The organism is Bacteroides sp. DH3716P, from assembly GCF_025914115.1.
Lineage (GTDB): Bacteria > Bacteroidota > Bacteroidia > Bacteroidales > Bacteroidaceae > Bacteroides > Bacteroides ovatus.
Genome location: NZ_CP083673.1, coordinates 5092170 through 5109528, shown reverse-complemented (window position 1 = coordinate 5109528; position 17359 = coordinate 5092170). Strand labels below are relative to the sequence as shown.

The 17359-nt window shown below is 40.8% G+C and carries 16 protein-coding genes; 9 read left to right on the top strand and 7 right to left on the bottom strand.

Going from position 1 to position 17359, the window contains the following annotated elements; genetic code table 11:
- Positions 1-22: 22 nt before the first annotated feature.
- The 9 genes from KQP79_RS19230 (at position 23) to KQP79_RS19190 (ending at position 8184) form a co-directional block, all read left to right on the top strand.
- Positions 23-1108: a glycosyltransferase family 4 protein gene (locus tag KQP79_RS19230; RefSeq protein WP_118236327.1), complete on the top strand. Its 1086-nt coding sequence runs from the start codon at positions 23-25 to the stop codon at positions 1106-1108.
- Between the two features lie 78 nt (positions 1109-1186).
- Positions 1187-2254 (top strand): DUF1972 domain-containing protein, encoded by a 1068-nt coding sequence (locus KQP79_RS19225; protein WP_118236328.1) that lies wholly within the window; start codon positions 1187-1189, stop codon positions 2252-2254.
- A 158-nt stretch (positions 2255-2412) separates the two neighbouring features.
- Complete coding sequence (locus KQP79_RS19220; protein ID WP_118236329.1) at positions 2413-3051, top strand: hypothetical protein; 639 nt, start codon at positions 2413-2415, stop codon at positions 3049-3051.
- A 1768-nt stretch (positions 3052-4819) separates the two neighbouring features.
- A complete protein-coding gene (locus KQP79_RS19215) occupies positions 4820-5128 on the top strand; it encodes a hypothetical protein (RefSeq protein WP_007748010.1) in 309 nt (102 codons plus the stop codon).
- A gap of 100 nt (positions 5129-5228) precedes the next feature.
- Entirely contained in the window at positions 5229-5645 is a 417-nt protein-coding gene (locus KQP79_RS19210; RefSeq protein WP_007567627.1) for a DUF3408 domain-containing protein, read from the top strand.
- Between the two features lie 29 nt (positions 5646-5674).
- A complete protein-coding gene (locus tag KQP79_RS19205; protein ID WP_007567629.1) occupies positions 5675-6061 on the top strand; it encodes a DUF3408 domain-containing protein in 387 nt (128 codons plus the stop codon).
- Between the two features lie 27 nt (positions 6062-6088).
- Positions 6089-6877, top strand: coding sequence for a ParA family protein (locus KQP79_RS19200; protein ID WP_007748011.1), 789 nt, complete (start codon positions 6089-6091; stop codon positions 6875-6877).
- Between the two features lie 147 nt (positions 6878-7024).
- Positions 7025-7954 (top strand): amidoligase family protein, encoded by a 930-nt coding sequence (locus KQP79_RS19195; RefSeq protein ID WP_007748012.1) that lies wholly within the window; start codon positions 7025-7027, stop codon positions 7952-7954.
- Positions 7951-8184 carry a hypothetical protein gene (locus KQP79_RS19190; protein WP_007567639.1) on the top strand — a complete coding sequence of 78 codons (234 nt, stop codon included), beginning with the start codon at positions 7951-7953 and terminating at the stop codon, positions 8182-8184. The genes KQP79_RS19195 and KQP79_RS19190 overlap by 4 nt, the downstream gene beginning before the upstream one ends.
- Before the next feature lie 603 nt (positions 8185-8787).
- Here KQP79_RS19190 and KQP79_RS19185 read toward each other — a convergent pair.
- The 7 genes from KQP79_RS19185 to KQP79_RS19155 form a co-directional block, all read right to left on the bottom strand.
- Positions 8788-9918: an ISAs1 family transposase gene (locus KQP79_RS19185; protein ID WP_042986827.1), complete on the bottom strand. Its 1131-nt coding sequence runs from the start codon at positions 9916-9918 to the stop codon at positions 8788-8790.
- A gap of 513 nt (positions 9919-10431) precedes the next feature.
- Positions 10432-10848, bottom strand: a complete 417-nt coding sequence (locus KQP79_RS19180) for a very short patch repair endonuclease (protein ID WP_007758072.1) — start codon at positions 10846-10848, stop codon at positions 10432-10434.
- An 8-nt stretch (positions 10849-10856) separates the two neighbouring features.
- Positions 10857-12395 (bottom strand): response regulator receiver domain, encoded by a 1539-nt coding sequence (locus KQP79_RS19175; RefSeq protein WP_070737918.1) that lies wholly within the window; start codon positions 12393-12395, stop codon positions 10857-10859.
- Between the two features lie 4 nt (positions 12396-12399).
- Positions 12400-15372, bottom strand: a complete 2973-nt coding sequence (locus tag KQP79_RS19170) for an ATP-binding protein (protein WP_007568504.1) — start codon at positions 15370-15372, stop codon at positions 12400-12402.
- On the bottom strand, positions 15359-16426 hold the full coding sequence (locus KQP79_RS19165; protein ID WP_007568506.1) for a DNA cytosine methyltransferase: 1068 nt from the start codon (positions 16424-16426) through the stop codon (positions 15359-15361). Before KQP79_RS19165 ends, KQP79_RS19170 begins: the two co-directional genes overlap by 14 nt.
- Positions 16407-16787, bottom strand: coding sequence for a helix-turn-helix transcriptional regulator (locus KQP79_RS25920; RefSeq protein WP_306439187.1), 381 nt, complete (start codon positions 16785-16787; stop codon positions 16407-16409). Before KQP79_RS25920 ends, KQP79_RS19165 begins: the two co-directional genes overlap by 20 nt.
- A gap of 128 nt (positions 16788-16915) precedes the next feature.
- Entirely contained in the window at positions 16916-17239 is a 324-nt protein-coding gene (locus KQP79_RS19155; protein ID WP_032839982.1) for a hypothetical protein, read from the bottom strand.
- Positions 17240-17359 lie beyond the last annotated feature (120 nt).

Here is a 17359-nt window from a genome sequence, read left to right as displayed (position 1 = left end):
AATTCTTTTAGGCTAATTTTTAATGGAACGTGTGATTTGCTTTCATCTCTTCAATGACTATAGCGGCAGTCCCAAAGTAATGAAAATGGTATTGGAAGGATTGCTTAAAAAAGGATACCGGATAGATTTGGTTTCTTCTAAAGGTGGGATATTCGATGAACTACATTATCAAAACTTACACAGACATTCTTATCCTTATCGTTTTTCAAACAATCCTGCTGTTACCATGTTACGGTATTGTGGGGTACAATTTTATACCTTCCTTCTGGCATTCCGATGGCTGTTTTGCAAGGGAGTTGTATTTTATATCAACACATTGCTTCCAATTGGTCCTGCATTAGCGGGAAAGCTGATGGGAAAACGGATAGTGTATCACTATCACGAGAACGCTTTTGCCAAGGGTACATTTTATAAGCTCTTGGCAAAAGCCATGCAGAAGCTGGCAAACGAAATCATTTGTGTGTCAGCTTATCAGGCTTCTTTCTTACAACGAAAAGAATGTGTAACTGTTGTTCCCAATGCTTTGCCACAAGATTTCATCAGCAGATTGGTTTTCTCACCAGAAACAGCTTTTAAAAGGAAACAAGTATTGATGCTAGGTTCGTTAAAACTATATAAAAGTCCATTAGAGTTTTGCAAATTGGCAGAAAACTTACCTCAATATTTCTTTGATCTAGTGGTGAACGACACACAAGAGAACATAGATTTATTCATTGAAACGTATAAACTACATATCTCTAAAAATTTACTTATCTATCCCCAACAGAACGATGTAGCGCCGTTTTATAATCGTGCTTCACTCGTATTGAATTTGTCGAACAAGGAAAAGGTGGTGGAGACATTTGGCCTGACGGCACTAGAAGCTATGAGTGTCGGTTTGCCAGTAATTGTACCGACAGAAGGTGGTATTGCTGAGATGGTAGAAAACGGAGTAAATGGATATAAAATAGACGTGACACAGCTTGCTAAAATTGAGCAAACCATTGAATCTATATTGGAAGATAAAAACTTGTATATACGCTTATCAAACAATGCCTTAGCTTGTTCAAAGCATTATGATATCAATTTGATGATAAGTAATATCATATTGTGCATAGAAGCTTTGTAATATTACCAACAACCTCAATCTATTTTTTCACCGCTTGATCTATAATAGCGGGAAATTTTTATTTAATTCATATAATCCATGAAACAAGTGGCAATCGTGGGTACCCAAGGTGTTCCCGCAAGTTATGGAGGGTTTGAAACCTTAGTAGAGAATATTATCGGAGATAACTGCCCTCCTGATATACAGTATACGGTCTTTTGCAGCAGCAAGGATATTCCCAATGGGAAGAAGCGATACAAAGGATGCAGGTTGAAATACATTCCACTGCACGCCAACGGAATCCAAAGTATCCCTTACGATATTTGGTCGTTGTGTAAAGTCATACAAGGCTATGATACGATCCTCGTATTGGGTACATCCGGGTGTAGTTGCCTTCCCATATTTCGGTTATTATGTCGGACACGGCTAATTGTCAATATTGATGGGCTGGAACACCGACGTGCCAAATGGGGACGTATGGCACGTTGGATTCTGCGGTTTTCAGAAGCGATGGCTGTTCGCTTTGCCGATGTGGTTATTGCCGATAACAAGGGCATACAGGATTATGTGTATGAGACTTATCATAAGAAAGCGGCGTTGATCGCCTATGGTGGGAATCATGTCTATCGTAAAATTCCGACAGAAATCCAAATCCAGGTTCTTATGAGCTATGGTCTAACATCTGGAGAATATGCCATTACTGTCTGTCGCATCGAACCCGAAAACAACTGTCATATGATACTAGAGGCTTTTACTCATAGTGAGAAAAAACTGATTTTCATCGGCAATTGGAAACATAGTCCCTATGGTCTCAGTCTAAAAAACAAATATTGTGGTTATCCCAACATCGTCCTACTTGATGCAATTTATGACTTAGATATCCTTTATTCATTGCGAGCTAACGCCGGAATATATATACACGGACATAGTGCAGGAGGTACAAACCCATCGTTGGTGGAAGCAATGTTCTTCGGTTGTCCGATTGTTGCTTATGATGTGGTCTACAATCGAGAAACGACTCAAAATAAAGCGTATTATTTCTCTAATACTGAAATGTTAATATCAATCATATGTCGTTCCGATTTAGAAGGAACTGCGATGAAACGTATTGCAGAGGAGGAGTATACGTGGCAATATATATCCCGGCAGTATTACTCTCTATATTAGTATTTTCATATATAAGGAAAGCGATCGAGCACCTTAAAAATATATGAATCCAATAAAAATAGTAAACATCATGCGGAGATATTATGTTAAAATATTTTCATAGCAATATATATCACTATGAGATAAAATGTGTAGTAAATAGCTCATAATGTTTTAGTATGAAAAAGACCGTTCTTGAATATACGACCGATACCTATCAGGAAGATATTCCGAAACAGCTCCTCCAAGAAAACATGATACGTTTAAACTCTTTTTTCTCAGAGCAGGAATCCGTACAGAAGAAAGGGAGCCGTTTAATATTCAAATACACATTTTACTCCGTCGAAAATCCCCGTAAGGCCACGAAACAATATCTATTGAAAGAATACGCTAAACTGCCTTTAGCAATGAAGTGTATTCAACCGGAACAAATACCTAGTATGGAACAATACAAAGAGATAATACTATATGGCGATGAAACCTCTCCCAAAACACAAGAAAAGTTGACGGAATATCTTCAAAAGCATGATTCATTGAAAGTCCAGTTGTCTTTTTTTGACAACAAGAATGACTTCACTTGCAAGGACGAACAGACTATCGCATATGCGGAACTGCAAAAGGCGTTATTTTTTTGTAAAAGAAAGAGGATTCCGCTTTTGTTCGTATCTGTAAAAGAGATGGTAAATGATATTCGTTTTCTCAATATGTTGGAGGAGAGCTACGTTGATTTCAGATGTATTGATTTTCCATGGTTCTGCAAGGAGAATCTGCGTCTGATAAAGGCAGTTGTGTTATATAAAAAATTGCAAACAAAATAAATGTAAAGTAGCTCCTTCTCGTTGGGTATTTTTCCTCTGTTTACCCTATCAGAAAGCCTATTCTCCAGTGGACATTGATATGGAATCCATGTCAAAGGTGGTGTTATTCACTATCAAAAATAGATTTGGATATTTTATCGAAAGACGGAAATGTTTTGCTATTTAGATAATGAAAGAACGACAGACGTAACTTGCGTTACATTCAGAGCTTCCTAGAGAATTTCAAAGATTCGATATACTCCAATGGTAAGTTGGTTTACAAGTAATTGGGTGGGATAAATTCTGCAAATGAACATATAACTTTACTGAGGAATGTAAGGAGCAAGCTCAAAATAACAACTGAAGTTAACAAGGATAAAAAGTAGCCTGATTCGTGGAACAAAGGTCCAAAAGAAATATTGTATATTAAGAAAGTTTTGTCCATGAATTATGGGAAAGTCCGATATACCTACCTTTCAACCTAATTCGATATAAAATAATTTCCAAGCGACTTCGGAGCTTGGAAGGGTAACGGTTTAACGGCGTAACACGCTGTTAAACCGTTTGGTTTTCGTTAAACGAAAAGACAACTTGCTGTCCCCTAATGGGGACAACATTCTCCAATAGGAATTGTGTATCAGCCTATTGTACGGTTATTCTCCTGTGATTTTCGGGTCATTTCCATCAGGCATTTGCCGGCTGCTCTCCCCATAAAAAGGTGGCTATCTCTCCTGAATCATGTGACTTACGCCCATAATTCAGGAATAAGGGAGACGTATGTACTGGAAATCTGCCCTTTCCATACCCTATTCTCCATTAATGGATTGTTATTTTTACACATCTGCAAATGGAGAATGACAGGTAGCCGTATACGCCTTATTGTTTTTCTTCATTGTCTCCATTAACGGATTGCTACTTCTACACTTCTGCAAATGAAGAATGTGCATGTAACCGTGTATGTCTTATGGTTTCTTTTCCTTGTCTCCATTGATGGATTGATACTTCTACACTTCTGCAAATGGAGAGCGGCAGTGAGCCGTATATGCTTCATGGTTTTTCTACATTATCTCCATTAATGGATTGCTACTTCTACACTTCTGCAAATGGAGAAATGGACATGTAGCCGTATATGCTTCATGGTTTTCTGCATTATCTCCATTAATGGATTGCTACTTCTACACTTCTGCAAATGGAGAAATGGACATGTAGCCGTATATAGTTCATTGTTTTTTTCATCGTCTCCATTAACGGATTGCTACTTCTACACTTCTGCAAATGGAGAATGACAGGTAGCCGTGTATGTCTTATGGTTTCTTTTCCTTGTCTCCATTGATGGATTGCTACTTCTACACTTCTGCAAATGGAGAACGTGCAGGTAGCCGTGTATGACTTATGGTTTCTTTTCCTAGTCTCCATTGATGGATTGCCACTTCTACACTTCTGCAAATGGAGAATGGGCAGGTAGCCGTATACACCTTATTGTTTTTCTTCCTTGTCTCCTTTGATGGATTGCTACTTCTACACTTCTGCAAATGGAGAATGGGCATATAGTCGTGTATGACTTATGGTTTCTTTTTCTAGTCTCCATTGATGGATTGCTACTTCTACACTTCTGCAAATGGAGAACGTGCAGGTAGCCGTGTATGACTTATGGTTTTTCTTCATTGTCTCCATTAACGGATTGCTACTTCTACACTTCTGCAAATGGAGAATGGCAGGTAGCCGTATATGCCTTATTGTTTTTTTTCATCGTCTCCATTAACGGATTGCCACTTCTACACTTCTGCAAATGGAGAACGTGCAGGTAGCCGTGTACGCCTTATGTTTTTTCTTCCTTGTCTCCATTAACGGATTGATATTTTTACACTTCCACAGACCGATAATCCAAGAATCCGTATCAGGACGGATGCATGCTCCCACACCTGCCCATAAGGATTTGAAAGGGGCGGTGGACAAGGAACGGAATCCCGCCACTTTTCCACGCCGCTACGGACAGCAGGATTCTGACGTCACTCCCGCATGGGAAGAAGCATCCGGATGGAACCATATGTTCGTCCCCACCATCATGTGTATCATGACAATAAACGACTTTGGATGACTATAAGCGACAGGTGGTTCCGTCCTGTCCTCTTCTTTCTTTATTTTGTATTCCGAAACAATGCCAGTTGTGTAATTTAATAAATTAAGATTTTAAGACAATGGATTCAGAAAAGGAAAAGAACCGGCTTTCCGATATCGTTCTCGAGAGGGTCGGACTCACGGGAAACCTTCTGTCAGCTCCCGTTTCCCCATCCCCGGAACCGGCGGTGGGTATGCCGGGGCATGAAAGGCAGGTCCGTGCAGGGAAAGTGACAGCCCCGGAAGAATACAAGAGGAGGTTTCTTGTTCCCGCTCCCAAGTCTGTGGAGTGGAAGACCGCGTATATTGACGGGAGGCTGCACCGCCGGATCGCCATGCTGGTCAGGGCCGCCGGTTGCGGCAGCATCTCCGGGTTTATCATCCGGCTGCTGGAGCTCCATATGGAGGAGCACAGGGAGGATATCGCCGCCCTGCTCGGTGAGGTCTACCGTCCCTGGGATGAGGACGGACAGCGTGGAGGAACGGCCCGCCGATAAAATGTTGTCATTGTCCAAGAAGATATATCATGACAGGAAAGAACGTAAAAGACCGGATTGGTCCCGGCGGGATGGACGCGGACCGCATCCGTGAGATCATGGGGGAAGCACCTGCCTGTCCCCGGAAGGGACGTGGAATGTCCGGTAACGACATAATGCGTCCCGCAAGGAAAAGCGGCCCCATGCAGCCGTCCGTCTATGGGGAGGAATACCTGCGTGGCATTGCGGGCGTGCAGCGCCGGTCACTGCATATTCCTGCCGCCCTGCACCGGAAACTGTCCATCCTGGCGGGAGCCTCGAGAAATGGGAAGGTCACGCTGGAGGGGTTCATCAACCACCTTGTCTCGCGGCATCTGGAAGAATACAGGGAAACGGTGGAGATGATTCTGGAAGAGTCCCTGCCCGGCCGGTCATAATAGTGTTTAACATTTAATGCAAGAAGTATGATGAAAAAAGAAAAAGAGTTGTTGGTTGCCGTCGCCAGCCAGAAGGGTGGCGTGGGAAAATCCGTCTTTACGGTACTGCTGGCCAGTGTGCTGCATTACCGCAAAGGCCTGCGTGTGGCGGTTGTGGACTGTGACTACCCGCAGCACAGCATCGCCCTGATGCGTGAGAGGGACATGGAGAGTGTCATGAAAAATGACGACCTGAAGGTGAGCCTTTACCGGCAGCACGAGAGAATCCGGAAGCTTGCCTATCCGGTCATCAAAAGCGATCCGGAAAAGGCGGTGGAGGACCTGCGTCGTTATATGGACGAAAAGGGGGAAACTTTCGATATCGTGCTTTTCGACCTTCCCGGAACGCTCCGCAGCGAGGGGGTGGTCTATACTGTTGCTGCGATGGACTACATTTTCATCCCGATCAAGGCGGACAACATCGTCATGCAGAGTTCCCTGCAGTTTACCAAGGCTCTGGAAGAGGAGTTGGTCTCCAGGAAGAACTGCAACCTGAAAGGGACCTGGCTGTTCTGGAACATGGTGGACAGGCGGGGGCGGAAGGATTTGTATGACGCCTGGAACCGGGTCATCGACAAGATGGGGCTGCGGCTGCTGTCCTCACACATTCCGAACACCCTCCGCTACAACAGGGAGGCGGCCCCTGTCTGCAAGGGTGTCTTCCGCTCCACGCTGTTTCCACCCGATCCCCGTCAGGAGAAAAGCTCCGGCCTTCCTGAACTGGTGGAGGAGATATGCCGTACCATCGGCCTGGAGGAATCCGATACCGACCGGTAGCGGATGTCAGGGTATAGACACCTTAAATAAGGAGTTTTAGCCTAAGATAAAGTAAGCTAATGGCATGATAATAAGGTTCTTATAATTACGACTTCTCCTGTAAAAGCATTACTTTAGTAAAGCGAAAAATAAAGGAGGAAACAAGTAATGAACGAGCAAATCAGAAACATTTTAGTACAAGAAACGACAAAGACGAGCAAGATCCGGCAACTGTATCTTCTGGGTGTTCCCCGTGCGGAAATCGCGAGAATGGTGACCAACGGAAACTACGGCTTTGTAGTGAATGCCCTGCGCCGGATGAGGGAACGTGAGGGCGGTCCGAATGTTCAACCGTTGGCAGCCGCACCGGATTACACTTTCAACCGCAAGTTCGGTATCGAGATCGAGGCTTACAACTGCTCCCGTGAACGGCTCGCACGCGAGCTCAGGGAGGCCGATATCGAGGTTACGGTGGAAAGTTACAACCATACCACCCGTCCGCATTGGAAACTCGTGACGGACAGCAGTATAAACGGAAACGACACCTTCGAGCTGGTCAGTCCGATCCTTGTCGGCGAAGCAGGGTTGCGGGAGCTGGAGAAGGTCTGCTGGGTGCTCGACCTGTGTGACATGAAAGTGAACGGGAGCTGCGGGCTTCACGTGCATATCGATGCCGCCGGTTTCAGCATGGAGACCTGGCGTAACCTGGCCCTGAGTTACAAACATCTGGAACCGGTCATCGACAAGTTCATGCCGGCATCCCGCAGGGATAACTACTATTGCCGTGGACTGGGCCATGTCTCTGACGGGATGATACGTTCCGCCCGGACGGTGGACGATCTGAAAAGCAGGATCGGCAACCGTTACCATAAGGTGAATCTCGAGGCCTACTCACGGCACAAGACGGTCGAGTTCCGCCAGCATTCGGGAACGACCAACTTCACAAAAATGCGTAACTGGGTGCTGTTTCTCCACAAATTGGTTACCTTTGCCACAAAGGGGCAGGTGCCTGCGGCCACCGCGCTCCAGGACATCCCCTTCCTGGATGGTGAACAGAAACTATATTATAAACTGAGAACTAAAAAATTATCGGCATGAACAGGCATATGTATATTTTGGCGGATGGCGGCAGGATTACCGCCTCCGACCCTTCCGAGTTTGTACGTCTCCTGCGTGAGGGCAGCTGGTTTGACAGCGGGTGCACCGATAAGGAGTACATGGTGAATTTCTCCAACCGTTACCATGAACTGCACGGGGTGACGGTGAGGACCGACACGCCGGAGCATTTCATGGACGACCTGAAAAAGTACGGTTACATCAAGGGTTGAGAGAGCCCGTTCCTTTATTGTTACGTTCCCTGCCGGTTCATTCATCTCCGGTGGGGATTTTTTTCTTTTTTCACAGTATCTGATCTCCGTCGTATCCTGTTTTCCGGAGACTGGTTTCACGGCCTCCTTCCGCAATCATTTTTTCTTTTCACCGCCCCTCCGCGATAACAAAAACTGGCTATCCATGATAATATAATACATGACAGGGGATTTAAAGGTGTTCCGCCTGTTATCTAGTATCATTATATCCCCAAAAGAGAAGCGGATCAGGAGGGGGATACCGCCAAATTTGAAGAAGATCCCCAAAAAGAAAAATGTAGAGTATCTATTTTGAATATTATTATGATTGATAATCAGAAGAATAAGTTAATGTTGTCTTTGCGATACAGGGAATTAAGATTTGCGATATAGACGTTTTTTATCCAATTTGACAAGCCGTTGTATTTTTATTTGTATTTTTGTCTGTAGTCGTAAGAAGTCACGGCTTTTTCATTTAAGCTTTGAATTGGGCGTACCATTCCCATACCCATGCCAATGCGGCATGGGCGGAAATACCATTATTGGTAATCAATGCGTTACGAATATATCAAATCTGAATTTTTCTCATTTTTGAGCCAGAAAATGCAACACGTTAGTGAAGCTTACCGCCAGCTCCCTTATTATCTGCGCCGTTCCCTTTTGCTTATCTGATATTTTTTTCCTTCTGTTCTTCCAAACGGCAATCAGTGCCAACACCATCCTTTGAATTGTATCCAGGTTCCTAGCCGCTCGTTCAGCCTTACGCTTTATGCTGTCCTGGCGGAGGTTGCGGTCAAGATCCCAGTGCATGCTTTCAATAGCCCAATGCTGTTTGGTTATCTGACTAAGCCGCTCTGCACTGCTATCCAGGCTTGAAATATACAGTCGCTGTTCAGACGTACTTCTGCCATCAGACTTTTTCTCCGTAGATGTGAGTATTTCTATAACTGTCAAATTTCCATTCCATTTCTCCCTGTCGGCAATCAGTTCTTCCCCACGGAATATACGGCATACCCTTGACTCAATCCTGCCGTGTTCCAAGTATGGACCTTCCTTGTAGATATCAGTTGGGGTGGTGGCTTTTATAGAGTCTTCAAGCCCATAGCGCAAAGATCTTTGATTCGCCTTGAGTTCGATCACGAAGTCGCCTCCTTTACCTCTAATCTTGTCTATTATCCCCTTTTGGCATGACATGGCATCTGCTGTGACGACACATCCTGACACATCTAGTTTATCCAATAGTCGGGGCACGGATTTGATTTCATTACTTTTCTCTTTGCAAACATCAGTAGCCAAAGTAAAGCTGGAACGGAGTGAATATGCAGAGACGATATTAGGGTTGCGTCCGTTGTCGTACAAGGTACCTCGCATGGCCTTGCCAACAATACAAATGATGTCAGTTGCCGAAGCGGATATTTCCTTGCGGAAAACCTCTGCAAAAGCAGACATTCGATCAGCCATCTTTTCATCGTCGATGCTTTGAAACACACGGCAGAGCGTAGCTTCTGAGGGTAACCCATACGGAAATAACCCTTTCGACTGCAGGCGTTTCAAGTGACGTTTGCCAAATTGAAGTATTTCAGCTCTGGTAATACACTTGCTGAGTCTGCCCAATATTACGAGCATGAGTATATCTTCAAGTTTGTGTTTGAAGTTTCCTCTGCTTGTTCTGCGGTATTCAGGGACTGAGGATACAAATTTTCTCAAATGAGTCATGATGCTGCCACGAAGACAGTCAAGGTGTTTCTTTTTTAGTAATATTGCGTATAAAAAGTTGTATATCAACGAAATAAATCGTATTTTTGCTATTGCAAAAACAAAGGCGGAAGACAATATCAACATCATATTCTATTGAATTCCGCCTATAAAAAAAATAAAAATGAACGATAAGAAGAAACACCTAAGGCGGTGCTTCCGCATCGCTGTGCACGAATATAAGCATTTTTACTACAATTACAAGCGATGAACAATATTTCTTAAATGAAAAAGCCGTGGTAAGAAGTTACGAAAAGAGTGTAATTTGTTGGAAATGAGCATAAGTTTATTACTCATAATAGTAATAGGTTACGATTAAGTTAGTTATCTGCTGCATTATTTTTCTGTACGTTGCGTAACCTTCAAAGAACTCTTCAAACGCAACGATAAGACAAAAATCGGAATTATAGAATAAGTTTTTCTATATTTTCCCGATTAATGCATTTATATTTTAGATTTAATATCTCGTGATTATTATTGTTTAATATCCTCCAGTAGCTTATTAAGTATTTTTGTCCTATTATCAATCTTACTAATTTCACATTGCCATATAATTATAACTTTCCAGCCGAGTTTTACAAGTAAATCGGAATTTTTGGCATCTCGCGATTTGTTGTTTGATATTTTTTCCTTCCAGAAATCTGTATTTGAGGATGGTAATTTTCCCTTTTTGCAATTATGCCCATGCCAAAAACATCCGTTCACAAATATTATTGTTTTATATTTAGGCAAAACTATATCAGGTTTACCCGGCAATGTTTTGACATTAATACGATATCTGAATCCTTTTGAAAATAAGAACTTACGAACTAAAATTTCCGGTTTAGTGTCTTTACTTGATATTTTTGACATTATATCCGATCTTTTAGTTTGAGAAAAAATATCTGACATAGCCTATATTATTGCTTTGCGATAAGTCTTAACCATTCGGATTCATTCAATCCTACGCGAGACAGTTGTGCACAGTAACTGTTTAAAATACGTTGTGCTTGCATTTCTTTTAAGTCTACCACCCACTCATAAGTTTCTCCATAGGAAGAATAGAATACATATTTGTCCTCCTTTTTTGATGCTTGAATAATTGTAGCACCTTCTTTTGGCTTGAATTTCACTGTTTTTATTGCAAATGAAGATTTATTTGGAAATAATTTCAATTCATTATTCACAATTAACGGATATTCGCCTTTTTCTTCTAAAGGTAAAAATAAGAATCGTCTTTCCTCCTTAATTCTCACCGAATCGCATCTTTGTTGAATACAAACATAATACTTGTCTACAGATTTTATAACTGTTCCAAGTGTTAATATCGGAGCCCCAATAGCAGGTTGAAATATATTTTTATGATGCGTCAAAATGGCAAAATCTACATTCGATTTATTCACATCGATACCATCATATGCAAATAACTCTATGGTATGCGATTGTAATTTCCCCTCGTCTTTATTTGACATATCTTTTCCTGAAGCTTCTGTATATTTATCTTTAAGTCGAGGTTGCTCGGAACTAAACATTTTTTTTAAAAGGTCTTTCGATTTGCCAATAGACACTCCATTTATACTTATCGTTTCGTCTGTAATACGGTTTTCAATCCAGTTATCAACCCAATCCTTTGTATCAATATCTGTTGTCTCCAATAATTCCGAAATAGCTTCGCCAAATAATTTTATTAATAGTTGCTTGGATTCGAATGTGTTTTCCAATAATATTTTGTGCCCGAGATATGCCGGATCTAATTTGGGAGAAAAGACGCTTAACATTCTGGATGTATTATTCCTTATTGCCGATATTGAAGATAAAGCAAAATTCGATAACAAACCGTTGGTCATGTCTGCAAATTCTTCAACAATCAAAGTCGGAAGGCTTTCATACGATACTATTTTATCTTTCAATTCCGGATTATGTGCAAATTGAGTTTCCGAATTTTGTTTTTTAGCTCTAACTAATATCTTAGAATTTAAAGATTGAATAACGCAATCTCCTTTATGAAAAGAATGCTGATCCACTTTCTGATATATACTGTTCGTAATTTCAAATAAATCCGTTTCTCCAGTATACACAATTAACAGTTTCAACATCCCAGTTTGTGATAATAAATCAGATATCAATTTTAATGTAAACTCTCCGCGCGGATCGTCATTATCTGCATCTGCATCGGGATCTTCAACTTGGTTCTCCTCCTTTTCTATATCTAAATACCAATCTAAAATGACAACATCTGCTTTATTTAGTATAGTATTGTAACTATTAACATCAGAAATGGATTTGGGTGCATATACAGCACAGATTTTTCCAGATTGTGCAAATACATTCGATACATCTAATGCGCTAAATGCATTGTTAGTCATATCATTCTTATATGCTTTGTCATCAATAAAAACAATATTTTGTATAAAGTTGTTTGCAATTTCTTTCGATTGCTCAATAAATCTGTCTGCCATATTTTTATTGCATTTTTTGAATTTTAAAAGTAACTGTAGAGCCTTCCTTAGGTTGTGCCACAAATATATCATAGTTCTCTGCATTCAAAACCTCTTTACTGATACTCAACCCCAATCCTCTTCCATTGGGCTTTCTGGAAAATCTTAATTCAAAGATTCGTTCCTTATCTTGGGGTTTTATTTCAATACCGTTATTGGAAATGTATATTCCCGTATCATCCGCATGCAACCGAATAACTTTTTCAGGAACATCACTTTGTTTTAACCAATAAATGGCATTATCAATGATATTCACAAATACAGGATAGAATGTAGAACGAAATCCGTGTATTTTTCGACCTGCAAACCCGTTAGTATGTTTAAAAGCTATATTGTGTCGTTCAAGACGGGATTTGAACAAATCTATTAAAAATGTTTTAATATCCAATAAAGATATGTCTTCCCGACGTCGATTCAATCGTCGATTTAACGGGGTAAACAAATTTAAATAGCCGTCCAAATGTTCGAAATTTACCTTGATGTTTTTATATATTCCTTCCAATTTGATATCTACATCCGACCATGCTTTTAAATCTTTCAGACTATGTCGAATCGAATTAACCGTACCGTTGAATTCATGGTGCAATATTCCGACAGCCAATCCTAATTGGCTTAATTCAACGTCCGATTGCAATCGTTCCCGCAATTCCTCTAACTCTTCCGAAGCGGCTTCCGCTATTTGGTCATTTGTAATTATTTGACCGTCTTCGTTTTTTTCGACATAGAAACTTTCAAATTGTCGAATTATGCGTTCCATAACATCCGTATTTCGACTGCTTATGGATTCTATTTCTGCTTCCATTCTCTTGCGTTCCGTTACCAAATCAAAGTTATCGGCTTTATCGGTTGCCAATAATTTGAATTGATTCTTTACGCTTCGTATTTGATTATCCAAATCGATTATCAGTTCATTCGTAAGATCCTTAATTTTGCGAGAAACATCGGAAACAACATCATTGGTTTCGCTTTTCTTCTTCTTATTAAGTGACAGAGCTTCGGCTGAAATCAGTTCCACCGCTTGCTCCAACCGCTTTCGCTTACTTATTTCCAGATTCAACTGTGCCGTATAATCATCGATTAGCTGATCGATATTTTCATTGATATTTTTAAATACCGTTTGTTCCAGAATTTTAAACTCATTAAGGTACGTGTCAAAATCCGTTCTCATTGATTTTGACATTGCAAATCCTTTAGGACTTGTCACCGATATTCTTTTTCTGTAATCGGAAACTTTTTGTCTCATGGCAAATTCCAGATCTATTATCTTCTGGCTTGCTTCATCCGCATCGTTAATGTATAAAACCGAATGTAAATCGTTCCTAAAATTCGTAAGTAATTCTTCCAGTTCGTTTTCGAATTTATGTTCCGTTAAACCGGCAAAAAAGATATCGAGCTCACGAGCAAATCTCTCCTTTTTCGATTTGGCCAATTTATCCCGACGTTCAAGTGCGTTATGGTACGCATTGAACTCGTCTTTCTTCTGATTGAAGAATTCCGATTGTGCCGTTTTGTTTTTTTCGCTGAAAAAATCAGCGGCAAGTTGTACAAAGAAATTTTTTAAAATCGCTTGAAGTTGGCGATATGCTTTATTTTCAATAAAACCTTCGCGTCCGGCTTTCTCTACCAAACCGCTGTGTTCTCGGTCCGCTATTTCAATAGCACCGAACATTCGTCGATAAGAAAAGAAATATGTTGATGCTCGTTTCGAACGATTTTTTTCAATATCCAGAAAATCATAATCGGAGTCACCATACGGTAGAACTCGAATATTATCTCTATATATGTATAAACCTCCGAATTTATCTCCTTTGGCTTTAATCCTGGCATAATTTTCGACATCTACACGAGAACTTTTCAATTCTCCTTGTAAATACGCCAAGTTAATTTTAAACGGACCACATTCGGTTTCTCTATAATAGTTATCCCGCCAATTTACAATGTGATCAAATGTTTTTTCTCCATATATTTTTACTAATCCCTTGAATTGTCCGAACTCATCAAATTGCCCTTGAAAATGGTGATCCGCCAATTCAAATTCTTCCGTGGTAAAAAAGTGTTCTTTATCTATGATGCTGACAAAACTACCGTCATTCGCCCTATAGTCTCTAAATGAAATGTCAACGACGGGAGTAGGATGATCGGGGGTCATTGTATTGTGAAATCCCATCAACATTTTCTCGATTTTTGTAGCTTCGTCCGAATTGCCGTCTCCCTCTATATCGGAAATAATCGTATCGTAAACTGGGGAGATGAAAAATTGAGTTCCACCACAGCCATTGGTTAATTCAAATCCTTGTTGTAGTTGTAAAGAAAGTTGGTGTGGGTCAACTTTAAAAGACGTGATAGAACTTTTTATTTTTTCAAAATCCTTGTCGTCAATAAGTTCTTTTTGATTTAATTTATCAAGGGATTGTATTACTTCATTTTTAATACTGTCAATATCGGCTGCATTCGGCATATGAGAGTATTCTCTTACCGGAATAACAATATCCTCCAAGTTAATCCCCGGCAACTCGAATATCTCCCAATTAATGAAAGCCACAACAATATCATATTCTTTAGATCTTAATTTTGCTTTCGATACGATTAAAACCTGACTTCCTATTGATGCAATAGCCAATCTTCCTATGCCTTTTTCTCCCATGATAGGACGTCTTGGCTTTGATATGTCAATAGGCGGTAAACTGCTTTTTTTATTTGCCAATTTACTTTCGGTCCCGAGCGTAAGCCAACGAGTTTCAAATTCCTCTTTTGTCATACCGAGCCCGTCATCACGTAATACCAGCAGATTATTACATCGGAGAAAATCGATATCGAATTTATCCGCATACGCATCATGTGCATTTTTTATAAGCTCGTTAATAGCTGTAGGGATACCGGCAATTTGTTGCCGTCCCAATAAGTCGAGAGCTCTTGCCCGAGTTTTAAATTGTGCCATTGTTTTCCAGTGCTTTTATCGTTTCACCTAATCGCCGAGCATATTCACACGGAACTGCATTGCCGATTAATTTTGCCGTTGCGGCAATACTATTTGTTTTAAACACATAGGTTTTCGGGAATGTTTGCAATGTAGCACCTTCCCGTAAAGAAAGAGCCCGATCTTCTTCCGGATGTCCGAAACGTCCGTTTGAGATACTATAAAATTTAGTTGTAATAGTCGAAGCCGGTCGATGCCACCACATACGCCCGAATGTATCTTTAAAACAATCGTCTTTTCCTACAAAGCAAGGTAATTGCAATTCCGGATCATTTGCCCAATCAAGTCTGTTCCCGCCGTCGTGTTTGGTCTTTGCCAATCGTTTAAGACATACATCACTTAATCCGGCAACCGTATGGTTAAACACACTACTGTCTTTATGGCCTGCGCTAACTTTGGGAAAACCGTTCCTTTCACCTAAATAATCGGCTAATACGGTCTCTTTATCGTCCGCCTTAGGTAAATGTATATTGACATTTTCCAATCGTGTTGCGATAAGAGAAAATCTTCGACGACTTTGAGGTACGCCGTAATAGCTCATATCTACAACCTTATAAACAGGATTTTTATATCCGAGATCTTCCAATTTTCGTAGAAAATAAGGTAAGATGCTATCTTTATTTGTGATTATGCCCGGAACATTTTCCACTAATACATATCCCGGTCTATAATATTCGATGAACCGAGCAAAGTTTTTTAATAAATCCTTAGATTTTAAGGCTTTATTCTTATCCGTATTAATTATACTGTAAAATTGGCAGGGACTGCATCCTACCAAAATCAAAAAGTCATCATTTTTCCGTATCCCAAATTTTCGCTCAAAATAATTGCTCCGTAAATTCTTTATATTAGTTTGAATGAAAACACTTCCGGAATTATTGTATTCATACGTTTCTTTGGCATCTTGATCAAAGTCCACACCTGCTATAACGTTAATCCCTGCCTGTCTTAAACCGCAAGTCATTCCACCACCTCCGCAGAAAAAATCGATTGCTTTATATTTGGATGCCATCATCTTGATTACACATTTGCGTAGAACAAAGTAATTCTTTAATATCAATCTTTAACGTTTCGGCAATCGTCAGTAGTGTTTCTACCGAAGGTTGAACTTCGTTTGTACACCAACGAGAGACTGTCGATTCATTTTTACCTAATGCATGCGCCAACCATTTCCCTGTTTTACCTTGTTCCGCAAGCACTATTTTCAGTCGATTTATCCGCTTCATTTGCATAACTATTGCTATAATCTGCAAATTTAATAAAAACAACCCGAATGACAAAATGATTAGCGCGTTTTTATAATAAGAAATATTTCTAATATAAACATAAAAACATTCCGTAAAAGCGGTTTTATCCGTCGGCACACCATCGCCCAAACAGGTTTGTACGAACGTGTACCGACTGCCGCATAAGCGGAGAAAAGGGCTTTGCATCACGCCTAACCAATGGTTTAGACTGATGATGCAAGACCCATTTCTTTTATGCTTATGCCATAGAGGTGCTTTTACGGGTTTTCTATGGATTTTTCTTTTTGCGGTTCCTTTGAGCCGTAAGCGGAAAGCTGTATATGACCGCTTGCCCATGAATGGCACAAGCCGTCCCCACGGCAGGCAAACTGGGAAGAATGATTTATCCGCCCGACCAAACGAGTTTGGACAGACAGATAAACCATACTTCCTTGCAGGTGGTTTGCCGGTTTCATGTTTCCGGCAATGTTCCTTTTCCTTTTAGGTTTCTTCTTTTCACGGATTTCTCCTTTGAAGTTTTCCTGTCTAATCTGCCTCCACTTCCGTTTACCTCCATTTTCGCGCCTTTCAGTGGGCCGCATCAGGCAGTCATTTTCGTTCTGGGCGCAAAGGTAACTCCGGGATTGGACGGGAAAGCAAGGTCAAGCCTCCTGTTTTCGGAAAAAATCTCCAGCCCTGCGGGTAGTATTTTGGCCGAAAAA